14 protein-coding genes are annotated in these 22448 nt (G+C 64.3%); 5 read left to right on the forward strand and 9 right to left on the reverse strand.

Translation table 11 applies throughout. The features are described 5' to 3' along the window. Window positions 1-36: 36 nt before the first annotated feature. From ASF90_RS13105 to ASF90_RS13135, 7 genes are all read right to left on the reverse strand, one after another. The gene (locus tag ASF90_RS13105) at window positions 37-2910 is read right to left on the reverse strand and encodes a type 2 lanthipeptide synthetase LanM family protein (RefSeq protein WP_055850730.1); all 2874 of its coding nucleotides are present in this window, start codon (window positions 2908-2910) and stop codon (window positions 37-39) included. Window positions 2911-2916: 6 nt separating this feature from the next. Beyond that, window positions 2917-3102, reverse strand: a complete 186-nt coding sequence (locus ASF90_RS13110; protein ID WP_055850733.1) for a DUF6229 family protein — start codon at window positions 3100-3102, stop codon at window positions 2917-2919. 154 nt (window positions 3103-3256) lie between these two features. Beyond that, a complete protein-coding gene (locus ASF90_RS13115) occupies window positions 3257-4525 on the reverse strand; it encodes a multifunctional CCA addition/repair protein (RefSeq protein ID WP_055850735.1) in 1269 nt (422 codons plus the stop codon). Between the two features lie 932 nt (window positions 4526-5457). Then, complete coding sequence (locus ASF90_RS13120) at window positions 5458-8394, reverse strand: valine--tRNA ligase (protein WP_055850738.1); 2937 nt, start codon at window positions 8392-8394, stop codon at window positions 5458-5460. A 202-nt stretch (window positions 8395-8596) separates the two neighbouring features. After that, window positions 8597-9022 carry a DNA polymerase III subunit chi gene (locus tag ASF90_RS13125; RefSeq protein ID WP_055850740.1) on the reverse strand — a complete coding sequence of 142 codons (426 nt, stop codon included), beginning with the start codon at window positions 9020-9022 and terminating at the stop codon, window positions 8597-8599. A 7-nt stretch (window positions 9023-9029) separates the two neighbouring features. After that, window positions 9030-9392 (reverse strand): hypothetical protein, encoded by a 363-nt coding sequence (locus tag ASF90_RS13130; RefSeq protein ID WP_055850743.1) that lies wholly within the window; start codon window positions 9390-9392, stop codon window positions 9030-9032. After that, on the reverse strand, window positions 9392-10864 hold the full coding sequence (locus tag ASF90_RS13135; RefSeq protein WP_055850746.1) for a leucyl aminopeptidase: 1473 nt from the start codon (window positions 10862-10864) through the stop codon (window positions 9392-9394). The genes ASF90_RS13130 and ASF90_RS13135 overlap by 1 nt, the downstream gene beginning before the upstream one ends. Window positions 10865-10971: 107 nt before the next feature. Here ASF90_RS13135 and lptF point away from each other — a divergent pair, with 107 nt between their 5' ends. The 3 genes from lptF to ASF90_RS13150 are packed head-to-tail and all read left to right on the forward strand — an operon-like array spanning window position 10972 to window position 13488. After that, complete coding sequence (gene lptF / locus ASF90_RS13140; RefSeq protein WP_055850748.1) at window positions 10972-12054, forward strand: LPS export ABC transporter permease LptF; 1083 nt, start codon at window positions 10972-10974, stop codon at window positions 12052-12054. Next, a complete protein-coding gene (lptG, locus tag ASF90_RS13145; protein ID WP_055850750.1) occupies window positions 12051-13157 on the forward strand; it encodes an LPS export ABC transporter permease LptG in 1107 nt (368 codons plus the stop codon). Before lptF ends, lptG begins: the two co-directional genes overlap by 4 nt. A gap of 31 nt (window positions 13158-13188) precedes the next feature. After that, complete coding sequence (locus ASF90_RS13150; protein ID WP_055850752.1) at window positions 13189-13488, forward strand: hypothetical protein; 300 nt, start codon at window positions 13189-13191, stop codon at window positions 13486-13488. Window positions 13489-13843: 355 nt separating this feature from the next. Here ASF90_RS13150 and ASF90_RS13155 read toward each other — a convergent pair whose 3' ends face one another. Together ASF90_RS13155 and xerD are read right to left on the reverse strand one after the other, a co-directional pair. Continuing rightward, on the reverse strand, window positions 13844-14311 hold the full coding sequence (locus tag ASF90_RS13155; RefSeq protein WP_055850755.1) for an RDD family protein: 468 nt from the start codon (window positions 14309-14311) through the stop codon (window positions 13844-13846). A gap of 380 nt (window positions 14312-14691) precedes the next feature. Continuing rightward, window positions 14692-15663 (reverse strand): site-specific tyrosine recombinase XerD, encoded by a 972-nt coding sequence (xerD, locus tag ASF90_RS13160; protein WP_055851414.1) that lies wholly within the window; start codon window positions 15661-15663, stop codon window positions 14692-14694. Between the two features lie 735 nt (window positions 15664-16398). On the opposite strand from xerD, the gene ASF90_RS13165 reads away from it, so the two are divergent. Both ASF90_RS13165 and purL read left to right on the forward strand, forming a co-directional pair. Continuing rightward, entirely contained in the window at window positions 16399-17202 is an 804-nt protein-coding gene (locus tag ASF90_RS13165; RefSeq protein WP_055850758.1) for a DsbC family protein, read from the forward strand. Between the two features lie 394 nt (window positions 17203-17596). Next, entirely contained in the window at window positions 17597-21673 is a 4077-nt protein-coding gene (gene purL, locus ASF90_RS13170) for a phosphoribosylformylglycinamidine synthase (RefSeq protein ID WP_055850761.1), read from the forward strand. The last annotated feature ends 775 nt before the right edge of the window (window positions 21674-22448 follow it).

A 22448-nucleotide genomic window follows, 5' to 3' on the forward strand; every position in this document is an offset into this window, starting at 1 on the left:
GGCTCTGAATCTGTCCGGGTTCGTGTGCCATAGACGTTAAATCCCCAGTCCTCCCTGTAGCAGAATCGATGGCACGCGATGCTGCGGATGCGCCCTGAGCAACTGATAGGCGATTCCACCCAGGCCAGGCATCAAGCCGGGGGATAGGGTGTCGCGCAGTAGTCCGCAGCATGCGCCATGTTCTTCAATACTGGTCAGCACGCTGCCCAGTAATTCGGTCGCCATTTCACGGTGTTTCGCCGGTTGCAGACGCGCGGCTGTATCGAACAATTCCCATGCGCCAAGATCACCGTGGCAGGCGCAGTGATTCCATCCCAGCCCTTGGCGGCGTGTTGCGTCAGTGGCGATGCGCAGGACTTCGCGGGTCCGCGTATGTGTCAACTGTGGATCAAGGTCTGCGTGTGCAAGGCCGATTCCTACCGCACCGTGACACCACGCAGCGGCGGTTGGATTTCCAGCCAGCATGCGTAGATCGCGCCAGTTACGATGCGCATGGTCGTAGAGGCCATCCTCGAAGGCGAACGCTGCCTGCGCGCATTCGGTATGCAGCTGGCACCCGGTGGCTTGTGCAAGCTTGGTCAGCGCCCAGCCGATTCCTGTTACACCATGGGCGAAGCCGCCGACACCTTCGGGCCAACGGGTGTGGACCCAGTGCATGGCTTCACCATCGCGCGTTCCCGCTTCGCATATTCGGTTGCCGAGCATTACGGCCGTTTCAAGATGACGCTGGTCTTGAGTATGTCTGGCCAACGCAAGCATTGGAACGATCGCACCGGCGCAGCCGGTCAGGATATCGAAGACCTGGTCGGCCTGTGCTGCATCCGGAAGCTCCTGCGCAAGCGCTATCGCATGGTCCAGGGCCGCTTCGATACCGAAATCCGCAAGCACTAGATATGCCCAAAGCTGCGACCCCAGTCCGATGTACCCGCCAGGCGGCAGTGGGCGGAAGCGGATTCCATCGCGCATGAGCCGGCTCCGTTTTGCATCACCCATAATCATCGTGGTGATGCACGCTTGCAGGCACTGCTCGATGCCATCGACCGGATCGGCACGGCCTTCGGCAGATTCCCTGCGGTAGGCCGCGAGCAACATCGCCATGCCGGCAATACCGTTGTAAACGTCTGGTCCGAGCGGCTGCACCGACCAGCCGTTGGCTGCCAGTACCGGTGCCAGCCACGCAATGCTGCCGTCCTTGCCGATGACCGCATTCCCGACCAGCTGACGCATGAGCACGCAGAGTTGCTGCCGCCGCCTTTGCTCGGCGTCATCCTGTTTAGGTACCGCGGGCAGTAACGAGCGGTCTTCCGGCATCCAGCCATCGTTGACGAATGCACTGATGAGCGACGCCTGGATCACTTCACGCTCAAGTGCGATGTCGGCATTGCGCCAATCGGCCAGTGCGTTGGCGATCAGGTTATCAGCGATCTTCCAGCGGGTATTTCCTGGGCCTGCTAGGCAGCCATCGTCGGTAGTCGCGGAGAAGTAGGGGATGTCACCGCTTAGCAGATCGTCGATCTCGGCGTTGAGGACATCTGAATCCTTGGGCACAGATCCCATATTGTCGGCCATGCGCAGCATCAATGAGTAGGCACGCTGGCGTGCCTGTTCGGGATTATGCAGCGACACTGGATGCCAAAGCATGCGGCCGATTTCTGCATAGGTTTCGGTCGGCCGCGCGACGAAGCGAACGACGCAGCCCGCGAATCCTTCCAAATGCGGTCCTAATGCAGCACGGGCATCCATTTCTTGAAGTAGCTGCGTCATTTCACCAAAGCCGGCCAACACGTCCGGCCAATAGCGTGCAAGCTCAGGGCGCGCATTCGGGAGATTCTGTGTCTCAAGCGTTCCGCGTGTCTCGCCAAGCCCGATGCGTGCCTTGTCCGTGCCTGCATCGATCATTTCAGGTCGAGCTATCTCTGGCTGTTGGCCGGGTATTGAGCCCAGTGCAGAATGATCCGCACCACGCCATCCAAGCCCGGTGGCGCGGCTAGGCAGCATCCCGATGTTGGCAGCGGTGCCTGCGATGGTGGCGGCAACACGATCCGCCGCTTCGCCAAGACCTGACGCAGGGGCGGGCAGACGCGGTGTAAAAAGTGTCTCGCAGTCGATGATGGTCGGTGCGGACCCATGTGCGATGAGGTTGCCTGCGTGCAGATCGGTGCCTGCAAGTAACCGCATGACCGCCAGCCAGTGGCCGCTGGCGCGATAGAAATCCCGCTGCGCGGAAGGTGTGTCTGCTTGCCGATGAGTGACGAATTCCACCCAGCCGTAGTGACCGCAGTCGATGGCGTGGGGTACGTGCATGTTGGTTGCAATTTTCTCGCCTAGCGCTTGGACAAATTGTGCAAGTGCCAAATCGATTGCGACCGACCTAGGTTTGTAGGCCAGGGGACCACCAGTGCAACGTACCAGCACCACGCTCTGCCCACCGCAATGGCTGTCGCCCGCTCCAAAAGTGACTTCTAGCAGCAAACCGCAAGTGGCATGCAGTAGGGACGGCAACAGATGCCGGTCGTTGCACCATCGGTTCGCAAACATGAGCGCTGCGGCGCAGCGATGTGAAACTAAAGTATCGACGCGTTCTGCCAGCCCGGGATAATGCGGAGCCAATGACTGCCAGTAATCCGGCTTGCAAGTCAGTTGCTGGAATGCGGTCCAACGCTCTTCAGCGCTATCGCCATCGAGTCGGGCATTCACCCGGGCGGCATTCAGTTCCAGCAACAACAGACGGGTAAGTTTACCGTGGAGTACCGCCAACAGTGCTTGACGCGTTGCAGTGAGGATGGCCTCGCGTTCCACCTGTTGAAGTGCGACAACCTGGGTGAGCTGGACTGCCAGTTTCTCTAGGGGTGACGAAATCAGGCAATCCAGCGACGTGCCAAAGTCACCGCCTTGCTGGCCGGAGACCATGCCGCCTCAACAGCACTGGAAGGTGGCTGACCCTGTACAAATCGTACCGCACTGCTCGGTGACCGCGGCTGCCTCGCACACGATGTCGGCCTCCGCATAGGCACCGCTGACGAACAACGGACCGGCGGGATTGTCATCGCCGGCATGATTACGCCAATAGTCCACCAGATTGTTCCCAGTCTCTTCGCTCATGAGCAGATCCTTTGTCTTGAAGTGAGATGCGACATTTACGGTGCGGCAAACATGAAATTTCGGCACGAATACTAGATGTATTGATCCTTGAGTAATTGCGTGCAGATGCTGCCGCTTTCCGATGCTATCCGTGAGAAGGTTTGAAAACTGATACTTACGTCTGAAAATAGCCGCCATGATTGGCGGATTCGCCTCGGCCAGATACACGCGCCTGTGCAATCGCCGCAATGCGCGCCTTCGTCAGGGCCTCGCCGACTTGCGGGCCTTGCAAGCCTTCGGCGGCCAGGTCGCGTGCGTTGATCGCCAGGGCGGCCGCATGCAGACGTTGGAGTTCGGCGCCTTGCGGGTATGCGGCGTCCTCGCTGCCGAGCCTGCCGCGCTTGTCGGCCTCGCAGACCAGCGCCAGTTGCGCGATACGTTCCGGCCGACGAAATGCATCACAGCGCACCAGCAGCTCGTGCACTGTGCGGTCGCGCAGTTCCGCCAGACGATGCGCGTTGAGGTGCTCGCGGCAGGCGGTGACGGCGAGCTGGCGATAGTCTTGCGGCACCTTGAGCCGTTCGCACAGCGCCTGCAGCGGCGCAACGCCGCGCTGTTCGTGCATCACATGGCGCGGCCATTCGTCCGGCGGTGTCAGCGCCTTGCCCAGGTCGTGGGTCAACGCGGCAAAGCCGATCAGCGCATCGCCAGGTGCCAGCCGCGCAGCCATGTCGCTGACCATTTCTTGATGGATGCCAGTATCCACTTCCGGATGAAATTCGGCACGTTGAGGGACGCCATACAGCGCATCGATTTCCGGCAGGATGACGCGCAGCGCATCGGTGTCGTGCAACGTGCGCAAAAACGCAGAGGGCTGTGCGCACGTCAGCGCACGACGCAGTTCCTGCCACACGCGTTCGGGCACCAGGCTGTCCAGCTCGCCGCTGGCGGCCATCTCGCGCATCAGTGCGGCAGTCTCCGGTGCGATGCTGAACCCCAGTGGTGCCAGCCGTGCCATGAAGCGCGCGGCGCGCAAGACGCGCACGGGGTCTTCGACAAAGGCCGGGCCTACGTGGCGCAGCACGCGCGCTTGCAGATCGCGGGCGCCGCCGTACGGGTCGACCAATGTGCCAGTGTCTTCGTCGCGCGCCATCGCGTTGATGGTGAAGTCGCGGCGCAGCAGGTCTTCTTCCAGCGTCACCGACGGATCGGCATCCACCACAAACCCGCGGTAGCCGCGCCCGGATTTGCGCTCGGTGCGGGCCAATGCATATTCCTCGCCGCTGCGCGGATGCAGAAACACCGGGAAGTCCTTGCCCACCGGTTTGAAACCCTGTGCCTGCATCTGCGCCTGGTCGGCGCCAACCACCACCCAGTCGCGGTCGCCGGCGGGTTGGCCAAGCAAGGCATCGCGGACTGCGCCGCCAACGAGATAGATCTTCATCGCTCCATGATGCCCGATGCGGTGCTTGAGTCGAAATAACTTGCGGCGAGTCCTTGGGGGAGTCTGCTTGCGTGTGGCACCAGGCAGGGTGCCGTTACGTAGTTCCTGGCGTCTGCAAGCGATTGCTGCAGATGGATGATGTGCAAGGCGTCTGGTCTGCGGGGGCGCTGCAGGGCCCTTGCCCGCCCACCATCGCGGGACACGCTGCAAGTACGTCCATGTAAGCTCTTTGGCGGCATCCATGCCGCCAAAGGTCCCGCGACGGTGCGCGGGCAAGGGCCAGCCGTGCAGGTCGGTGCGCATGGGTGAGCGCTGCAGAACGCCGCTCTGCGCACCCAGGAGGCGTTTTAGCTCTATCTCTAAGGTCTGCGCCCACAATCGATCGCGATAACGCAGCAACCCGCAGCAGCCCCCGGCATGACCTCGCAGAAACTGCTCCTCGTCCAAGTGCCGACCAACGTCATGGTGCGGTGTCCTTGCCGCTTGCGGGACCCTGTGGCGGCATGGATGCCGCTACGGAGCCTCCATGGACGGATTCACGGCGTGTCCCGTAAGCGGTGAGGGCATCGCGCCCTCGACTAGCTGGAGCATGCCGCGCCGAAATTGTGAGCCGCGCTCATGTCAGCTTGAGGTTGCGAGTGAGCCAAGGCTACGACGATTGAGCTGCGGGTTCGCTGCAGGGCCCTTGCCCGCCCACCATCGCGGGACACGCTGCAAGTACGTCCATATAAGCTCTTTGGCGGCATCCATGCCGCCAAAGGTCCCGCGACGGTGAGCGGGCAAGGGCCGGTCACGATGGTCGGTGTACACCGTTAAAGCAGTTCGTGCTTCATCGAGCTGAGCGATACGTGCCAGGTCAATTGCTACCGTCGAATCGCCCTTTGCACGGCGCGTAACCGTGCAGCTGCAGCGCATCTAGACGTTCCGCTATGTCAGATCTTGGCGCGTTGTTCCCGCAGACCCGTCAATTGCACAGTCCAATCGTTCAAGCGCGCACGCTCTTGCTCGACGACCGCCGCCGGTGCGTTCTGCACGAAGGTGGCATTGCCGAGTTTGCCGTTGCACTTGCCGATCTCGCTTTCCACGCGCTTGATCTCCTTGTCCAGACGGGTGCGCTCGGCCTCCATGTCGACCAGGCCTTCCAGCGGTACCAGCAGGGTGAGTTCGCCCACGATGGCGGCAGCGGCCGGCGGGGTGTCCTGGCCCGCGTCCAGCCAGTCGATGGCTTCGAGCTTGAGCAAGAACGCCAGCTGCGATGCGAAGCGCGATACGCGCGTGCGGTCGTCGGCGCTGCCGGCCTGCAGCAGCAGCTGCACCTGCTTTGAGGGCGGCACGTTCAACTCGCTGCGTACGCGCCGCAAGGCCGACACCATCGACTTCAACCATTCGACATCGGCGTCTGCGCTGGCGTAGCTGCTGGTGTCCACGTCGCCGACTTGCGGGAACGTCTGCAGGGAGATCGTCGCGGTGGTGATGCCCAGGCGCGGAGCGACCTGTTGCCACAGCTCTTCGGTGACGAACGGGGTGAGCGGGTGCAGCAGGCGCAGCAGCGATTCGAGCACGTACAGCAGGGTGTGGCGCGTGCTGGCAGCAGCGTCGTTGTCCTGCACTGCACCGTTGAGCGCAGGCTTTGCCAGCTCGACGAACCAATCGCAGAACGCATTCCAGGCGAATTCGTACAACGACTGCGTCAACAGGTCGAAGCGGTAGTTGGCGTAATGCGCATGCGTTTCCGCAGTGACCTTGTCCAGCCGCGCGAGAATCCACTTCTCCGCTTCGGTACGCGGTTGCGGCACACCGGCAAAGCGCGCGCCTTCGGTGTTCATCAGGACAAAGCGCGTGGCGTTCCACAGCTTGTTGCAGAAATTCTTGTAACCCTCGGCGCGGCCCAGGTCGAACTTGATGTCACGGCCGTGGGTGGCGAGTGCGGCGATGGTAAAGCGCAGCGCATCCGCACCATGGGCGATGATGCCGTCCGGAAATTCGCGACGCGTGGCTTTTTCGATCTTCTCGGCCATCCGCGGTTGCATCAGCCCGCTGGTGCGCTTGGCGACCAGGTCCTCGATGCTGATGCCGTCGATGATGTCCAGCGGGTCGAGCACATTGCCCTTGGACTTGGACATCTTCTGGCCCTGCGCATCGCGGATCAGGCCGGTGATGTAGACATCACGGAACGGCACCTGTCCGGTGAAGCTGTCGGTGGCCATGATCATGCGCGCCACCCAGAAGAAGATGATGTCGAAGCCGGTGACCAGCACGCTGGAGGGCAGATAGCGCTCGAAACCGCGCTCGGCCATCGCGTCGGCATCAGGCCAACCCAGCGTGGAGAATGGCCACAGCTGCGAAGAAAACCAGGTTTCCAGCACGTCGCTGTCCTGATGCAACGCGATCTCTGCGCCCAGGCCGTGTTTCGCACGCACCTCGGCTTCGTCGTGGCCGACATAGCACTTGCCTGCGTCGTCGAACCACGCCGGAATGCGATGCCCCCACCACAGCTGACGGCTGATGCACCAATCCTGGATGTTCTCCATCCAATGGCGATAGGTGTTGATCCAGTTCGGCGGCACGAATTTGATCTGGCCGCTTTCGACAAGCTCCAGGCCACGCTTGGCCAGCGCGTCCATCTTCACGAACCACTGGTCGGTGAGATACGGCTCGATCACCTGACCGGTGCGGTCGCCGCGTGGTACCTGCAGTTTGTGCGGCTTGGTTTCGACCAACAGGCCCAACTCTTCCAGCTCCGACAACACCAGCTTGCGTGCGTCGTAGCGATCAAGACCCCAGTATTTTTCTGGTATTCCGATATCCCCGGCCATATCGACAACATCAAAAACGCGCCCGCTGTTTTCAGCGGGATTAGATGTCGTCTGATTCATGTGCCAATCGGCAGCCGAATTGCTTACGATTTTTGCTTCTTTGGTCAAGATATTGATCAACGGCAAGTCGTGGCGAACACCCACCTGATAGTCGTTGAAATCATGCGCAGGCGTGACCTTGACCACGCCGGTACCGAAGGCGCGGTCGACATAATCGTCGGTGATTACCGGCACTTGCCGGCCGGTCAGCGGCAGCACGATGCGCGCGTTATGCAGCGTGGCGTAGCGCGCATCGTCCGGGTGCACCATCACTGCGGTGTCGCCCAGCATGGTTTCCGGGCGCGTGGTGGCTACCACCAAGTAATCGCGGGTTTCGCGCAGAGTCTCATTGCCGTCGGCATCGTGCTCGACGTGTTCGTAGGTCACGCCATCGGCCAGCGGGTAGCGAATCGACCACAAAAAACCGTCTTCTTCGACGTTTTCCACTTCCAGGTCGGAGATGGCGGTCTTCAGTACCGGGTCCCAGTTGACCAGCCGCTGGCCGCGATAGATCAGGCCCTGCTCGTACCAGCGCACGAAGGCTTCGTTGACCGCTGCCGACGGTTGCGGGTCCATGGTGAAGGTGCTGCGCGACCAATCGCTGGAGGTGCCCAGGCGACGCATCTGGCGCTCGATGATGTCGCCGGATTCGGCCTTCCATTCCCACACCTTGGCGATGAAACCGTCGCGCCCGAGCGAGTCGCGCGTTTCGCCGTTGCCTTCCAGCGCCAGATTGCGCGACACCACCATCTCGGTGGCGATACCGGCGTGGTCGGTGCCCACCTGCCACAGCGTGTCGAAGCCGCGCATGCGGTGATAGCGCACCAGCGCATCCATCAGCGTCTGCTGAAACGCGTGGCCCATGTGCAGCGTGCCGGTGACATTGGGCGGCGGCAGCAACACGGTGTACGGCTCGCCCTTGCCGGACGGCACGAAGTAACCGGCCGCCTCCCACTGCGCGTACAGGCGCGATTCGAAGGAAGAGGGTTCGTAGCTGGAGGCGAGGGTGGTCATAGTGGGGCGGGGATTCGTTGATTCGGGATTCGGGATTGGTTGCGTCATGGGGCCGGCGAGAATCACTGGCAATCCACTCATCAACGTCGGCGGTGGTGTTGTGGAGCGAAGATCGGCGATTCGGGATTCGTCGTTGGGTGCAGTCTTGGGATGCGCAAAAAATCCGCTTTTACCAATCCCCACTCTCCAATCCCCGCCCCACTCACATATCGTATTTGGTCAGTTCCAGGCCCATGGCCTTGTACTGTTTCCAGCGTTCGCGCAGCGGTTCGCGGGCGGCGGGGTCGGCGGGCACCACTTCCAGCACGCGGTCGCAGGCGCCCAGGTACGGGTCGTCGCGCAAGTTGATCACCAGCGGGCGCGAGGGCGCGGCGAACTCCGGCGTGGCGATCAGCACCGGCGCCAGTTCGTCTTCCTCATCGGTGCCGGCGATCTGGTGCGGCACATAGGCTTCGTCGTCGAACGCCCACAACAGGTCATCCAGCGCCTCGGCCTGCGCGGCATCGCGCGCCAAAATCAGCGTGGACAGGTTGGCGTCGTTGGCCTTGCGCGCCAGCTCGCAGACCAGCCGCAGCGGTTCGTCGAGGAAGCGCGGTTTGGCGATCAGGTAGAAATCGGCACGGGGCATGGGAAGGTCACGAAACGTAAGGGAAAACGGATTCAGCGATAAACACGCCGAGCATGAACAGCAGGCCGGAGGCCAGTATCGCCAGCACGAAGCCGCCCATTGCGCGCAGGCGCCGGCCCACCGGCCGCGAGCGATACAGATAGATGGGGATGAACACCAGCCAGGCCAGCACCATCCCGATGTTGATCCACATCGGGCGGTGAAAGCCTTGCCGGCGGCTGTCGGCCGCCAGCCAGATAAAGATCAGCGCCAGCAATAGCGCAAACCGCAGCAGATCGCTGCCAGTGCCGGTCCAGCCGGGCAGCGCGCAGGTGGCCCCGTCCGCCAGGGTGAACCCGGCGATCAGGGCCAGCGCGGCGCGCGGCGACATCAGGCTGCGCGATCCAGCAACCACTGCGTCAACAGGCCGACCGGGCGACCGGTGGCCATGCCGCGCTTGCCTTCGTCGCTAGCCACGCCGGCGATGTCCAGATGCGCCCAGCGCTGGTTTTCGGTGAAGCGCGACAGGAAGCAGCCCGCGGTGATCGCGCCGCCCCAGCGACCGCCGATGTTGTAGACGTCGGCAAAGGTGGAATCCAGCAGGCCCTGGTACTCGTCCCACAAGGGCAGGCGCCAGGCGCGGTCGAACACGTGTTCGCCAGCGGCCAGCAGTTCGTTGGCCAGGTCGTCGTGCTTGCTCATCAGGCCGGCGGTCTGGTGGCCCAGGGCCACCATGCAGGCGCCGGTCAGCGTGGCCACGTCCACCAGCGCTTCGGGGTTGAAGCGCTCGGCGTAGGTCAGCGCATCGCACAGGATCAGGCGGCCTTCGGCATCGGTATTGCCCACTTCGATGGTCTTGCCGGACATGCTGGTGATCACGTCCGACGGACGATAGGCATTGCCGTCGATGGCGTTTTCCACCGCCGGCACCACCACCACCAGATTGATCGGCAGCTCGGCCTTGACCGTGGCCACGAAGGTGCCGATGACGTTGGCGCCACCGCACATGTCGTACTTCATTTCCTCGATGCCGCCCTGCGTCTTGAGATTGACGCCGCCGGTATCGAAGGTGATGCCCTTGCCGACCAGCACATACGGCCGCGCGTCGCCGCCGCCATTCCACTTCAGCACGATCAGGCGCGGGCGGTTGGCCGAGCCGCGCGCCACCGACAGCAGCGAGCCCATGCCCAGCGCTTCCATCTGCGCCTCGTCCAGGATCTCGGCTTCGGCACCGGCGTACTTGCCGGCAAATGCGGCCGCGGTGTCGGCCAGGTAGGCCGGGGTGCAGTAGTTGGGCGGCAGATTGCCCAGCTCGCGGGCGAACTCCACGCCCTCGGCGGTCGCAATGCCCACCGCCAGCGCGCGGGCGTCCTCGCCAGCGATCGCCAGGGTGGTCAGGCCGGTCTCGTCGACCTTCTTCTTGCCCAGCGTGGCGGTGTAGCGATACGCCGCATGGTCGCTGACGATGACTGCCTGGCGGACATTCCAGGCCGCGTCGCGGGCCTTGACCGGCAGTTCGGCGAGGGTGAGCAGGGCGGTGCCGACGGCGCCGGTCTTCAGCGCGCGGGTCGCATCGCCGATGGCCTTGAGGTAAGGCGCCACGCCGAACTTGGCGGTCTCGCCCAGCCCGACCACCAACACGCGCGGGGCGGTCACGCCGGGCAGGTCGTGGACCAGGGTGGTGCTGCCGGTCTTGGCAACCACGTCGCCGCGTGTCACCAGGGCCGTCAGGCGGCCCTGGCTGGCGCTGTCCAGCGCCTGCGCGGCGGGCGACAGGGTCTTGTCGGCGAACACGCCAACCACGATGCAGTCGACGGCGGCGCTTGCCGGCGCGTCTTGGTTCAGGGTGAATTGCAGGGCCATTGATCAGATTCCGTAGGCAAATCCGTACAATCGCGGACTGTTTACGCCAACCTGATTAGGCTGGCGGCGCCGCGAACGAATCCGAGAGTTTAAAACAAGCCCACCCTATGCCGAAGCTCGATCGATATCTGCTTAGCGATTTCACCCAGAGCTTCCTGGCCACCTTGATCGTGCTGCTGGTCGTCAGCGTCGGCGGTGTGCTGGTGGATATCCTCGGCAATATCGCCGATGGCCGCATCCCAGCGCGCTTGCTGCTGTCTCAGGTGGGCCTGCAATTCGTGGCCTATCTGCCGATCATCCTGCCGCTGGCGCTGATGCTGGGCCTGTTATTGGCGCTGGCGCGGCTGTACCGCGATTCAGAAATGGCGGTGATTACCGCCATTGGCGTCGGCCCCAGGCGCATGTTGCGGCCGATGCTGATGCTGGTGGTGCCGGTGGTGATCATCATCGGGCTGTGCTCGCTGTGGCTAGGTCCCTGGGCCAGCCGCACCGCCGAAACCATGCTGGAAGACGCCAACCGCAGCGTGCTGATGGCCGGCCTGGAGTCGGGCAAGTTCACCCCGCTGTCCGGCGGTGGCGTGGTCTACCTGACCACCATCTCCGCCGATGGCAAGGGCCTGGGCAAGGTCTTCATGCAGCGCCAGAAGGACGACCGCATCGACGTGGTCACTGCCCAGCGCGGCGCGATGTTCTTCGAAGGCAAGACCGACCGTTACCTGCGTCTGGAGGACGGCTACCGCATCGAAGGCCCGGCCGCCGGCGACACCCTGGACTACCGCTTGATGAAGTTCGCCAGCAACGACGTGGCCTTGCCCGATCGCACCCGGACCCACGACGCCAACGACCCGGAAGTGATGTGGACCACGCAGCTGCTGTCCGATGAGCGTCCGGCTGCGCGTGCGCAGTTGCACGAGCGCCTGGCGCCGCCCTTGCTGGCGCTGGCCTTCGCGTTGCTGACCCTGCCGCTGTCGCGCAGCGCGCCACGGCAGCAGCGCTACGGCCGGATCATGCTGGCGTTCCTGGCCTACATGGTGGGCACCAATCTGATGATCGTCGGCACCCAGTGGATCGCCAACGGCAAGACCCCGGCTGCGCTGGGCTTGTGGTGGCTGACGCTGCCGCTGCTGGCGGTGGCGGTCTGGGCGTATGCACGCGATGGCCGCGTGCGTCGGCCGAGGGCGAACGCATGAGGCTGACCCCGCGGGTCCATGATTGGTACGTCGGTCGCGTGGTGTTGTTCACCGTGCTGCTGACCTGGGCGGTGCTGCTGGGTCTGGACCTGGTCAATGCCTTCGCCAGCGAGGCCAAGAACATCGGCCAAGGCAGCTACAGCTTCGGTCACGCGGTGGCCTTTGTGGCCTACACCGTGCCGCGTCGCGCTTACACCTTGTTCCCCACCGCCGCAGTGATCGGTGCCCTGATGGGCCTGGGGCAGCTGGCGGCCACATCCGAATTGACCGCCTTGCGCGCGCTGGGCGTGTCGCGCAAGCGCATGTCCGCCTCGGTGGTGGCAGCGATGGCGCTGTTGACCGCGAGCATGGTGATCAGCGGCGAAACCGTCGGGCCATGGGCGCAGAACCAGGCCGACACCCTCAAGGCCAGTGCCCGCTACAACAACAGCATGGCGTCCTCGCGCTATTCGGGCCTGTGGGCACGCGAAGGCGACACCTTCCTCAATGCGCTCAGCGGCGAAGAAAAGCTGCTCGACGGCGGCGGCACCGCGCTCGATCTGCACGATGTGCGGCTGTATCACCTGGATGCCAACGGCAGGCTGCAACAGCTGACCTACGCCTCCGTGGCCGAGCACCGCGATGGCCGCTGGACCTTGCGCCAGGTGCGTCGCGATACCTTCCAGGAACGTTCGGTGCAGCGCGAAACCTTCCCCGAGCTGCCATGGCAATCGCAACTGAGTCCTGCGGCGCTGGCGGCCGGATTGGCCAAGCCGCGCAATCTCTCGGCGCACGAGCTGGAGCAGAGCATCGAATACCGTCGCCGCAACGGACTGGACGCGCGCGATTACGAAGATCAGTACTGGAGCCGTTGGTTCTACCCGCTCAACGTGTTGGCGTTATGCATGGCGGCGATTCCGTTCTCGTTTGGTTCGCTGCGCAGCGGCGGCCTGGGTAAGCGCCTGTTTTTGGGCATCTTGTTCGCCCTCGGCTTCTGGCTGCTGCAGCTGTTCTTCGGCCGTATGGCGGGCGCGCTCAAGCTGGATTACCGAATCGCCTACGCACTGCCCCCGATGGTGATGCTGGGCGTGTCGGCGTGGTTGTTCCGGCGGCGAAGTAGTTGAGGTGCGCCGGCTGAGTCTGACCGGATTGGCGATGTGCGTGACGTATGCGGCGCTGACCGCGTTCTGTCTGCGCTTGGCGCACGATCCGGAGGTCAACTACAAGACCCAGCTGGTATGGCAGCAACTGCCAGTGATGTCGCAGATGATGATTGCGGACGCTCTGGGCCTGACGCGCTTGCCTTTCGAGCTACCCTGGGCTGTGGCCTATGTGCTGATGGTAGCGCCCATGCTCCTGGCGCTTTACCTGTTCGGTAGCGTGCTGGAGAGCACCTTCAAAGATTATCGCGCGATTTCGAAGGGCGCATCCAAAAAGGATGAGCGCGGACACTGAGATTCACACTCTTGCGCCGTCCATGCGGCTGTAATGCGACCGCGATTAGCAGGACTCGCACAGTCCGGTCCGTCGCCGCCTACTCCACATTCAACTATCAGGCTAGTGGCTCAAAACATCGCAGTGGCCTGGTGTCAGTTGCGTGATCATCGTTCCCTGCGAATGAGGCGTTGTGGCATGACGCTGCGTGTGACATTCGGTACCACGCTGTGCCCGCTGACATCGGAATTGCTAGGAAAGCGTAGCGAGAATGCTTAGGTGGGTGCGGACGGGCGCAGTCAGACCCTGAGCGTACGAGTGGTCCATGCCACACCAAGCACAGGCCGCGCCAGCATGGTGCTGCGCGCCGTAGCTTTTAGGGTTTTGGTCTGACCATTCGCTGCAATCTGGTTGCGCTTGCGCGGTCGTGCCAAGTCAGCCGATCGCGATCAACCAACGCCCACCAGAATCCGAGTCCGCCCAGGGCCAACGACAGCGTGCCCACCGCATAGCGGATCCACAGTGCGCGCCAGGAGGCTTGCGGGCCGACCAACCGTAGCCGCCACGGACGCATGCCCAGAGTCTGGCCGCCGCGTCGCCAGCTCACCGTGGCGTACCCGCCGGCGGCGGCCCAGCAGCACAGCCAAAGCAGCCACTGCCAGGCACTGAACGGTGCGATGTTTTCGCGTGCGGGATGCCCGGCCAGGGTGAAGCCGAGCGTGAAGCCTGAGGAAATCAGCATCCACAGCGCCAGCACTGGCCAGGCGTCGTAGCACATGGACAGCAGCCGCCAGTGCAACAAGGCAGCTGGCCGTGGGGAATCGGATGCGGCGATCGACGTCATGGCGCGAGCATAGCTGGCGCCAGCGATCCGGCAACGCCGCGGTGCAGTAACACTTCCAACCCATCCAGTCGCGGCGTCTTGATGTCCAGCAGCACGGCGTATCGAACACGCGGCGGCCGATGCTGGCTGTGGTAACGGCAGAACGGCTGCGGCCGGTGTTTGGAGTTGGCTTTGATGCTGTTGCCGGTGCGGTGGAGGTTCTTCGGCAGATGTGCGGATTGGCACGTCTCGCGTTACCACGTCGCGCCTGCGTTTCGGGGCGCCCTTGGATGCGGCGGGTTTCTCGGCTACGGCGTCGCGCCCGGGTGCGCTCCTACGTGTGTGATGTGTGCGGATGGATGTGTCGTGGGCGCGCGCGATGGGTCTGCCGGCAACGTTCGTTAACCGCGTGGGTGATGCGTGGCATGCAGCTTCTGCAGGTGCTGCCTGGCCACCAACGTGTAGATCTGGGTGGTCGACAGCGAGCTGTGGCCCAGCAGCATCTGCAGCGCGCGCAGGTCTGCACCATGGTTGAGCAGGTGGGTCGCAAAACTGTGTCGCAGGCCGTGCGGGCTGACCGTTGCCGGGTCGATGCCGGCCACCGCCGCATAGCGTTTGACCAAGGCCCAGAAGTGCTGACGGCTGGGCGGCTGGCGTGCTGCATCGATGAATAGCGGCACCTGGCCGTCCACCGCCGCCACGGCCTTGTGATCGGCCAGCAACGGGCGTGCCTCGTGCAGATAGCGCTCCAGCCAATGCTGCGACTCTTCGCCCAGCGGCACCAGGCGTTCCTTGCTGCCCTTGCCGGTCACGCGCAGCACGCCCTGGCGCAGATTGACGCCCACCGCCGGCAGATTGACCAACTCGCTGACACGCAGCCCCGCGGCGTACATCAACTCGAGCATGGCGCGGTCGCGCAGGCCAAGCGGTGTCTGGATATCCGGCGCCGCCAGCAAGGCCTCGATCTGGGTTTCGGTCAGCGCCTTGGGCAGCGAGCGCGGCAATCGGGGTGGATCCAGCAGGGCGGTGGGGTCATCGCTGCGCACGCCATCGCGCAGGCACAGGCCGTAGAAGGCGCGCAAGGTCGACAACAGCCGGGCATTGCTGCGCGGCGAATATCTGGCCTCGGTCCGCCAGCGCAGGTAATCGAACAACACCGAACGATCGATGCCCAGCAAGCCGCCGCCGGCACCATCGCGCCAGCGTGCCAAGCCTTCCAGATCGCGCCGGTAACTGTCCAGCGTCTGCCGCGCCACACCTTGCTCGGCCCACAAGCGATCCAGAAAGCGCTCGATGGCGGCGGCATCGGCCGCCTGCACCGGCGGCAGCTGTTGGGTGAGTTGGCGACGTTCGGCGGGACTGCTGGCTGACATCGCCACAGCATAGAGCGTGCCGCGCATATTGCGAGGCGCCACGGTGGTGATCGGCCACCTATCGCCAGCGCGTGCCTTGCCGTATCGCGCCTAAGGGTTTGGCGCCCCCAAGGGCAGTCGCATACCGCGCCTGATGCTGCTCGCCAGCGTGGCGGCCAGCTCACGGATCGTGGCAAACCACACTCAGGACAACATGCAAAGGCACACCCGATCACATACGTAGGAGCGCACCCGGGCGCGAGGCCGTTGGCCAGGAAAAACCCGCCGCACCCAATCCCGCTCCGGTGCTCTCCAAGCGCTGCCTTGGCAGCACCAGCGTGACAAGCCCTACGTCTGACCTCGCAGCGCCATGGATCACGCACGTAGGAGCGCACCCGGGCGCGAGGCCGTTGGCCGGGAAAACCCGCCGCACCCAATCCCGCTCCGGTGCTCTCCAAGCGCTGCCTTGGCAGCACCAGGCGTAACAAAGCCCTACGTCTGACCTCGCAGCGCCATGGATCACACACGTAGGAGCGCACCCGGGCGCGACGGCCTTCACCGGAAATCCCGCCGCACCCAATCCCGCTTCAATGCGCCAAACGCTGACTTGGCAGTGCCAAGCGCAACAATCCGCTCGTCTGCACTGGAGGCGCCACGAACCCACCGGCCGGCGAACGAACAAACTGTCGCGGCCGCTGCCTGGCTTCATCCGCCCTGTGCGAGAATCCAATCACCCCGATTCCACTGGATGCGTGAATGTATCGTCTTGTTATCGCCGCGCTGCTGGGCGCGCTCAGCCTTACCGCCTGCGCACAATCGTCGCAGCCTGCGGCAAGCGCCGCCGGCGCCAAGCCAGCCGCCGCTGCCCCCGCCGCCGCGACTGGCAATGTGGATCAGCGCGTCGGCGCCGCCCTCAAGGCACTGGATCCGGACTTCAAGCCGGATTACATCGGCGCCGCGCCGTTCCCCGGGTTCCGCGAGGTGGTGGTCGGTGGACAGGTGCTGTACGTCAGCGATGACGGCCGTTATCTGATCCAGGCGCAGCCGTTCGACATCCAGAACAAGCAGTTTGCCGCTAGCCCGGGCCTGCTGGCGTACCGCCGCAAGCAGCTGGACACCGTGCCCAAGGCCGACCGCATCGTGTTCGCACCGGCCAACCCCAAGTACACCGTCACCGTGTTCACCGACGTGGAATGCGGCTACTGCCGCAAGCTGCACAGCGAGATCGGCGAGCTCAACAAGCAGGGCATCGCGGTCGAATATCTGGCCTTCCCGCGCATGGGCCTGGGTAGCCAGGACCACAAGGAAATGATCGCCGTGTGGTGCGCGGCCGACCGCAAGCAGGCCTTGACGGCGGCCAAGTCGGGCCAGCCAGTCAATGCCAAGGACTGCAAGAACCCGGTGTCGATGGAATACACGCTGGGTCAGCGTCTTGGCGTCAACGGCACCCCGGCGATCTTTGCGCCCGACGGCACCCAGCTGGGTGGTTACCTGCCGCCGGCGCAGCTGCGCGAAGCGTTGGAAAAGCGCGCCGTCACCACCGCCGGTGGCAGCCGCTAAGCTGGAATATGTGAGTCTGGCAGTAGTGGCGCGCCGGTAAGGCGCGTCGCCACGACGGGACACGCTTGAGGAAGGGCTGGATGCGCATGCATCCGGCCCTTCGTCGTTTTAGCGGCATTGCCGTGCGGAAAAAGGCAGTGGTCAGTGGCTGACTGGAGCGATGCCAGGCAAGCATCCAGCCTGGAAGCCGACTTCCAACTACCCAGACCCAGACCCAGACCCAGACCCAGACCACAGACCACAGACCACAGACCACAGACCACAGACCACAGATCCCAATCCCCAATCCCCAATCCCCAATCCCCAATCCCCAATCCCCAATCCCCAATCCCGGCCCGCACCGACCAACCTCCGCTACAATGATCGGCCCCGTTTCTGACACGGTTCCCCGGACATGATGGTCCTCGAGGGCGCTTCCGCCCTTTCGCCGTTCCGCCGCGCTCGGCTCGAAACCCGCCTGCAAACCCTCGTCCCCGCGCTGCGCATTACCGGCGCCTGGCACGTGTATTTCATCCGCGCCGAGGCCGGGCAGTCGCCCGATCAGGCCACCTTGCAGCGGATCCTGCAGGCCGAAGCGGACCCCGCGCCGCGCGACGAACAGGCGTCCTCGCATTACGTGGTGCCGCGTCTGGGCACGCTGTCGCCGTGGTCGAGCAAGGCCACCGAACTGGTGCGCGGTGCCGGGCAGCCGATCCAGCGCGTAGAGCGCGGCACCCGCATCGATCTGGTCGGTTGGCCGGACGACGCAGCTACCAGGGCCGCCGTGGCCAAGCTGCTGCACGACCCGATGACGCAATCGCTGCTCGGCTCGGCCGCCGCCGCCGAGGCGCTATTCAACGTGCCCGACCCGGGCCATCTGCAGCGCGTGCCGCTGGATGGGCTGGAGCAGGCCAACCGCGACCTGGGCCTGGCCCTGGCGCAGGACGAGATCGACTACCTGCGCGAGCGCTTCGCCGAACTGGGGCGCGACCCGGCCGATGTCGAGCTGATGATGTTTGCGCAGGCCAATTCCGAGCACTGCCGGCACAAGATCTTCAACGCCAGCTGGACCATCGACGGCAAGCCGCAGGAACGCTCGCTGTTCCGCATGATCAAGCACACCCACCAGCAGACCCCGCAAAACACGTTGTCGGCCTATAGCGACAATGCGGCGGTGGTGGAAGGCGTGCCGGCCGCGCGCTATCGCCCGGATCCGGCCACCGGCCAGTACCGCAGTGAAGCGGTGCTGCCGTCGGCATTCGCCATTAAGGTGGAAACGCATAATCACCCGACCGCGATCGCGCCGTTTCCCGGTGCGGCCACCGGTGCCGGTGGCGAGATCCGCGACGAAGGCGCCACCGGACGCGGCGGCAAGCCCAAGGCTGGCCTGACCGGTTTCACGGTGTCGCACCTGCGTATTCCGACCCTGCCTCAGCCGTGGGAAGCGCCGCGCGCGCTGAACCCGCGCATGGCTCCGGCCCTGGACATCATGCTCGACGGCCCGCTGGGCGGCGCCGCATTCAACAACGAATTCGGCCGGCCGAATCTGCTCGGGTATTTCCGCAGCTTCGAACTGGCCGAAGGCCCGGGCCTGACCCGCGCCTACGACAAGCCGATCATGCTGGCCGGCGGCCTGGGCGCGATCGATCGCAATCAGGTCGAAAAGCTGCGCCTGCAGCCAGGCGATGCGGTGATCGTGCTGGGCGGCCCGGCGATGCTGATCGGCCTGGGCGGCGGTGCGGCCAGTTCAGTGGCCGCCGGCGATAGCGCCGAGGCGCTGGATTTTGCCAGCGTGCAGCGCGAGAACCCGGAAATGGAGCGCCGCTGCCAGGAGGTCATCGACCGCTGCGTGGCGCTGGGCATCGACAACCCGATCCGCTGGTTCCACGACGTAGGTGCAGGCGGCCTGTCCAACGCGATTCCCGAGCTGCTGCATGACTCCGGCGTGGGCGGCATCATCGACCTGGGCCGCGTGCTCAGCGACGACCCGTCGTTGTCGCCGCTGGAACTGTGGTGCAACGAATCGCAGGAACGCTACGTGCTGGGCGTGCCGCAGGTGCGTCTGCAGGAGTTTGCCGCGATCTGCGCCCGCGAACGCTGCCCGTTCGCCGCCGTCGGCATCGCCACGGCCGAGGAGCGGCTGGTGGTGGGATACGGCGTCCTTGACGCCGGGAATCGGGAATCGGGAATCGGGAATGGCAACGGCGCCACGCCGGTTGCCGACGCTGCTGCTTCAAACCATTCCCGATTCTCCAATCCCGATTCCCAGCTCCCCATCGACCTGCCCATGGACGTGCTTTTCGGCAAGGCGCCGAAGATGCATCGCGATGCGGTGCATCCGCCGGCACCACAGTGGCCGGTGTTGCAGACGGCGACGCTGGATCTGCAGCAGGCCGGTTTGCGCGTGCTGGCGCATCCCACGGTGGCGTCCAAGAGCTTTCTGGTCACCATCGGCGACCGCAGCGTGGGTGGCTTGACCGCGCGCGAACAGATGATCGGCCCGTGGCAGCTGCCGCTGGCTGACTGCGCGATCACCCTGGCCGGGTTCGAGACGTTTTCCGGCGAGGCGATGTCGATCGGCGAGCGCACGCCGCTGGCGCTGTTGAACGCTGCCGCGTCCGCGCGCATGGCGGTGGGCGAAGCGATCACCAATCTGTGCGCTGCTCCGGTGCAGTCGCTGGACAGCATCAAGCTGTCGGCCAACTGGATGGCCGCCGCCGGCCACGCTGGCGAAGACGCCTTGTTGTACGACGCGGTACGTGCGATCGGCATGGAACTGTGCCCCGCGCTGGAGCTGAGCGTGCCGGTGGGCAAGGACTCGCTGTCGATGCAGGCGCAGTGGCTTGTGGCCGGGACCGGGGACCCGGGACCGGGGACCCGGGAAGAGCAAGCTGCCGCCTTGCCGGGTCTCACCGAAGAGGGCGCTTTCCCCGGTCCCGGGTCCCCGGTCCCGGGTCCCGGTGAAACCCACAAAAGTGTTTCACCTGTGTCGCTGATCATCAGCGCCTTCGCGCCGGTCGGCGATGTGCGGACGCAGCTGACGCCGTTGTTGCGCAACGATGAAGAAAGCGAACTGTGGTTGATCGGGCTGGGCGGCGGCAAGCAGCGCCTGGGTGGGTCGGTGTTGGCGCAGGTGTATGCCGACGATGCGGCCTTGCCGGCGTTCGGCGGCGACGTGCCGGATCTGGAGGACGCACAACGGCTGCGCAGTTTTTTCGAATTGATCCGCGATGCGCGCGAAAGCGGCCTGTTGCTGGCGTATCACGATCGCAGCGATGGCGGTGCGTTTGCGGCGCTGTGCGAGATGGCCTTTGCCTCGCGCCAGGGCCTGGATATCACGCTGGATGCCTGGGGCGACGACGCGTTCCGCAGCCTGTTCAATGAAGAACTCGGTGCGGTGGTGCAGATCGCCAGCGAAGATCGCGCTGCGTTTGCGGATCTGGTCGAACGCCATGCACTGACCGAGTGCGCGCAGCGTATCGCGCGTCCCACCGGCGCGCCGCGCGTGCGGGTGAGCGGGCAGGGGCGGGTGCTGGCGGAATGGCGTTGGGAGGAGTTGTTCGATGCGTGGTGGTCGGTGACCCACGCCATGCAGAAGCTGCGCGACAACCCCGACAGTGCCGACGAAGAGCGCGCGCTGGCGCGCGATTTCCAGGCGCCCGGGCTGCGTCCCACGTTGGTGTTCGACCCGTCCGAGGATGTGGCCGCGCCGTTCGTGGCCACCGGCGCGCGGCCCAAGGTGGCGATCCTGCGCGAGCAGGGCGTCAACGGGCAGATCGAAATGGCCTACAACTTCGAACGTGCTGGCTTCAGTGCATTCGATGTGCACATGAGCGACCTGATCGAAGGGCGCGTGGATCTGGCGCAATTTTCCGGCTTCGCCGCCTGTGGCGGTTTCAGCTACGGCGACGTGCTGGGCGCCGGCCGCGGCTGGGCCACCTCGATCCTGGAGCGCACCGCGTTGCGCGATGCGTTTGCCGCGTTTTTCGCACGTAGCGATACGTTCGCGCTGGGTGTGTGCAACGGCTGCCAGATGCTCAGCCAGCTCAAGGACATCATTCCCGGTGCCGGGCATTGGCCGCGTTTCCTGCGTAATCGCAGCGAGCAGTTCGAAGCGCGCACCGCGCTGCTGGAAGTGGTGGAGTCGCCGTCGATCTTCCTGCGCGGCATGGCGGGCTCGCGGATTCCGGTGGCGGTGGCGCATGGCGAAGGCCGTGCGGAGTTCGAGACTGCCGTGGACCAGGCCGCCGCACGCGTGGCGCTGCGTTTCATCGATGGCAACGGCGCGGTGGCATCGCAGTACCCGCTCAACCCGAACGGGTCGCCGGACGGCATCACCGGGCTGACCAGCACCGATGGCCGCGCCACCATCCTGATGCCGCATCCCGAGCGCACGCCGCGCACGGCAAACCTGAGTTGGCATCCGGCCGACTGGGGCGACGACTCGCCATGGCTGCGGATGTTCCGTAATGCGCGGGTGTGGTGCGGTTGAGTGAGGTGATCCGGAGCCGCGTGCGCTAAGCGCGCGTCACGCGTCTCCCTGACGGCCGTGTGCAGCGATGCACACGGCCGTTTTCGTTTGTGCCCACGGTCTGATGCCACCTCGTCGCAAGGTGTCTGCGCGACGGTCTGGATGGATTGGGTTGCATCGCGCGTCGCCATGCACCGGTGCTGCGATGCTGTCGCTGAAAGAGGCGTTTAACCCGTGCGTTCTGGCCGGCTGCTGGCGCGTACGGGTCGGTCCATCCATGTGTTCCGGGCGGTGCGTTACGGCAACGCGGCCCAGTAACTCGCCGATCGACACAGTGTCGCGCCTGGTCATGCCGCCTTGGCTGTGCAGTTGCGACCAGGTTTCGTAAAGAAAATAAGGTTTGCTTGAAGTAAAGTTGAGAGTTGCTAGTTATTCGCATCAAAGGTTTTTTGCGTGCGTGATGCGCTCCGTATTTAGTTGTTCGGGTTTTCAATAAACTCATCTAGCGTTACGTCTTTAGTGTAAGCGGTACGTCTGCCAAGTACTCGGTGGCGCTTATTTTTCAAGGTAAATCTCGGTGAAGGGGAGCTGCTGCGCTCGATAAAGCCTCGGCGTGACGCACGGAAATCAGGTGTGCGGTGGTCGGTTATCACGCGCCCGGAAATGCTGAAAAGTAAGTGTTAAATGAAGAGTATCGAAAATGCCGAGGGTGGCCGCTCTCCGGTAAAGCGATGCATTATTCGATTATCTCGAACATGCCGGCGCGGGGCCGTCTGCCTGTGTGCCGCGGCCTGGT

Source organism: Xanthomonas sp. Leaf148 (genome assembly GCF_001423585.1).
GTDB lineage: Bacteria > Pseudomonadota > Gammaproteobacteria > Xanthomonadales > Xanthomonadaceae > Xanthomonas.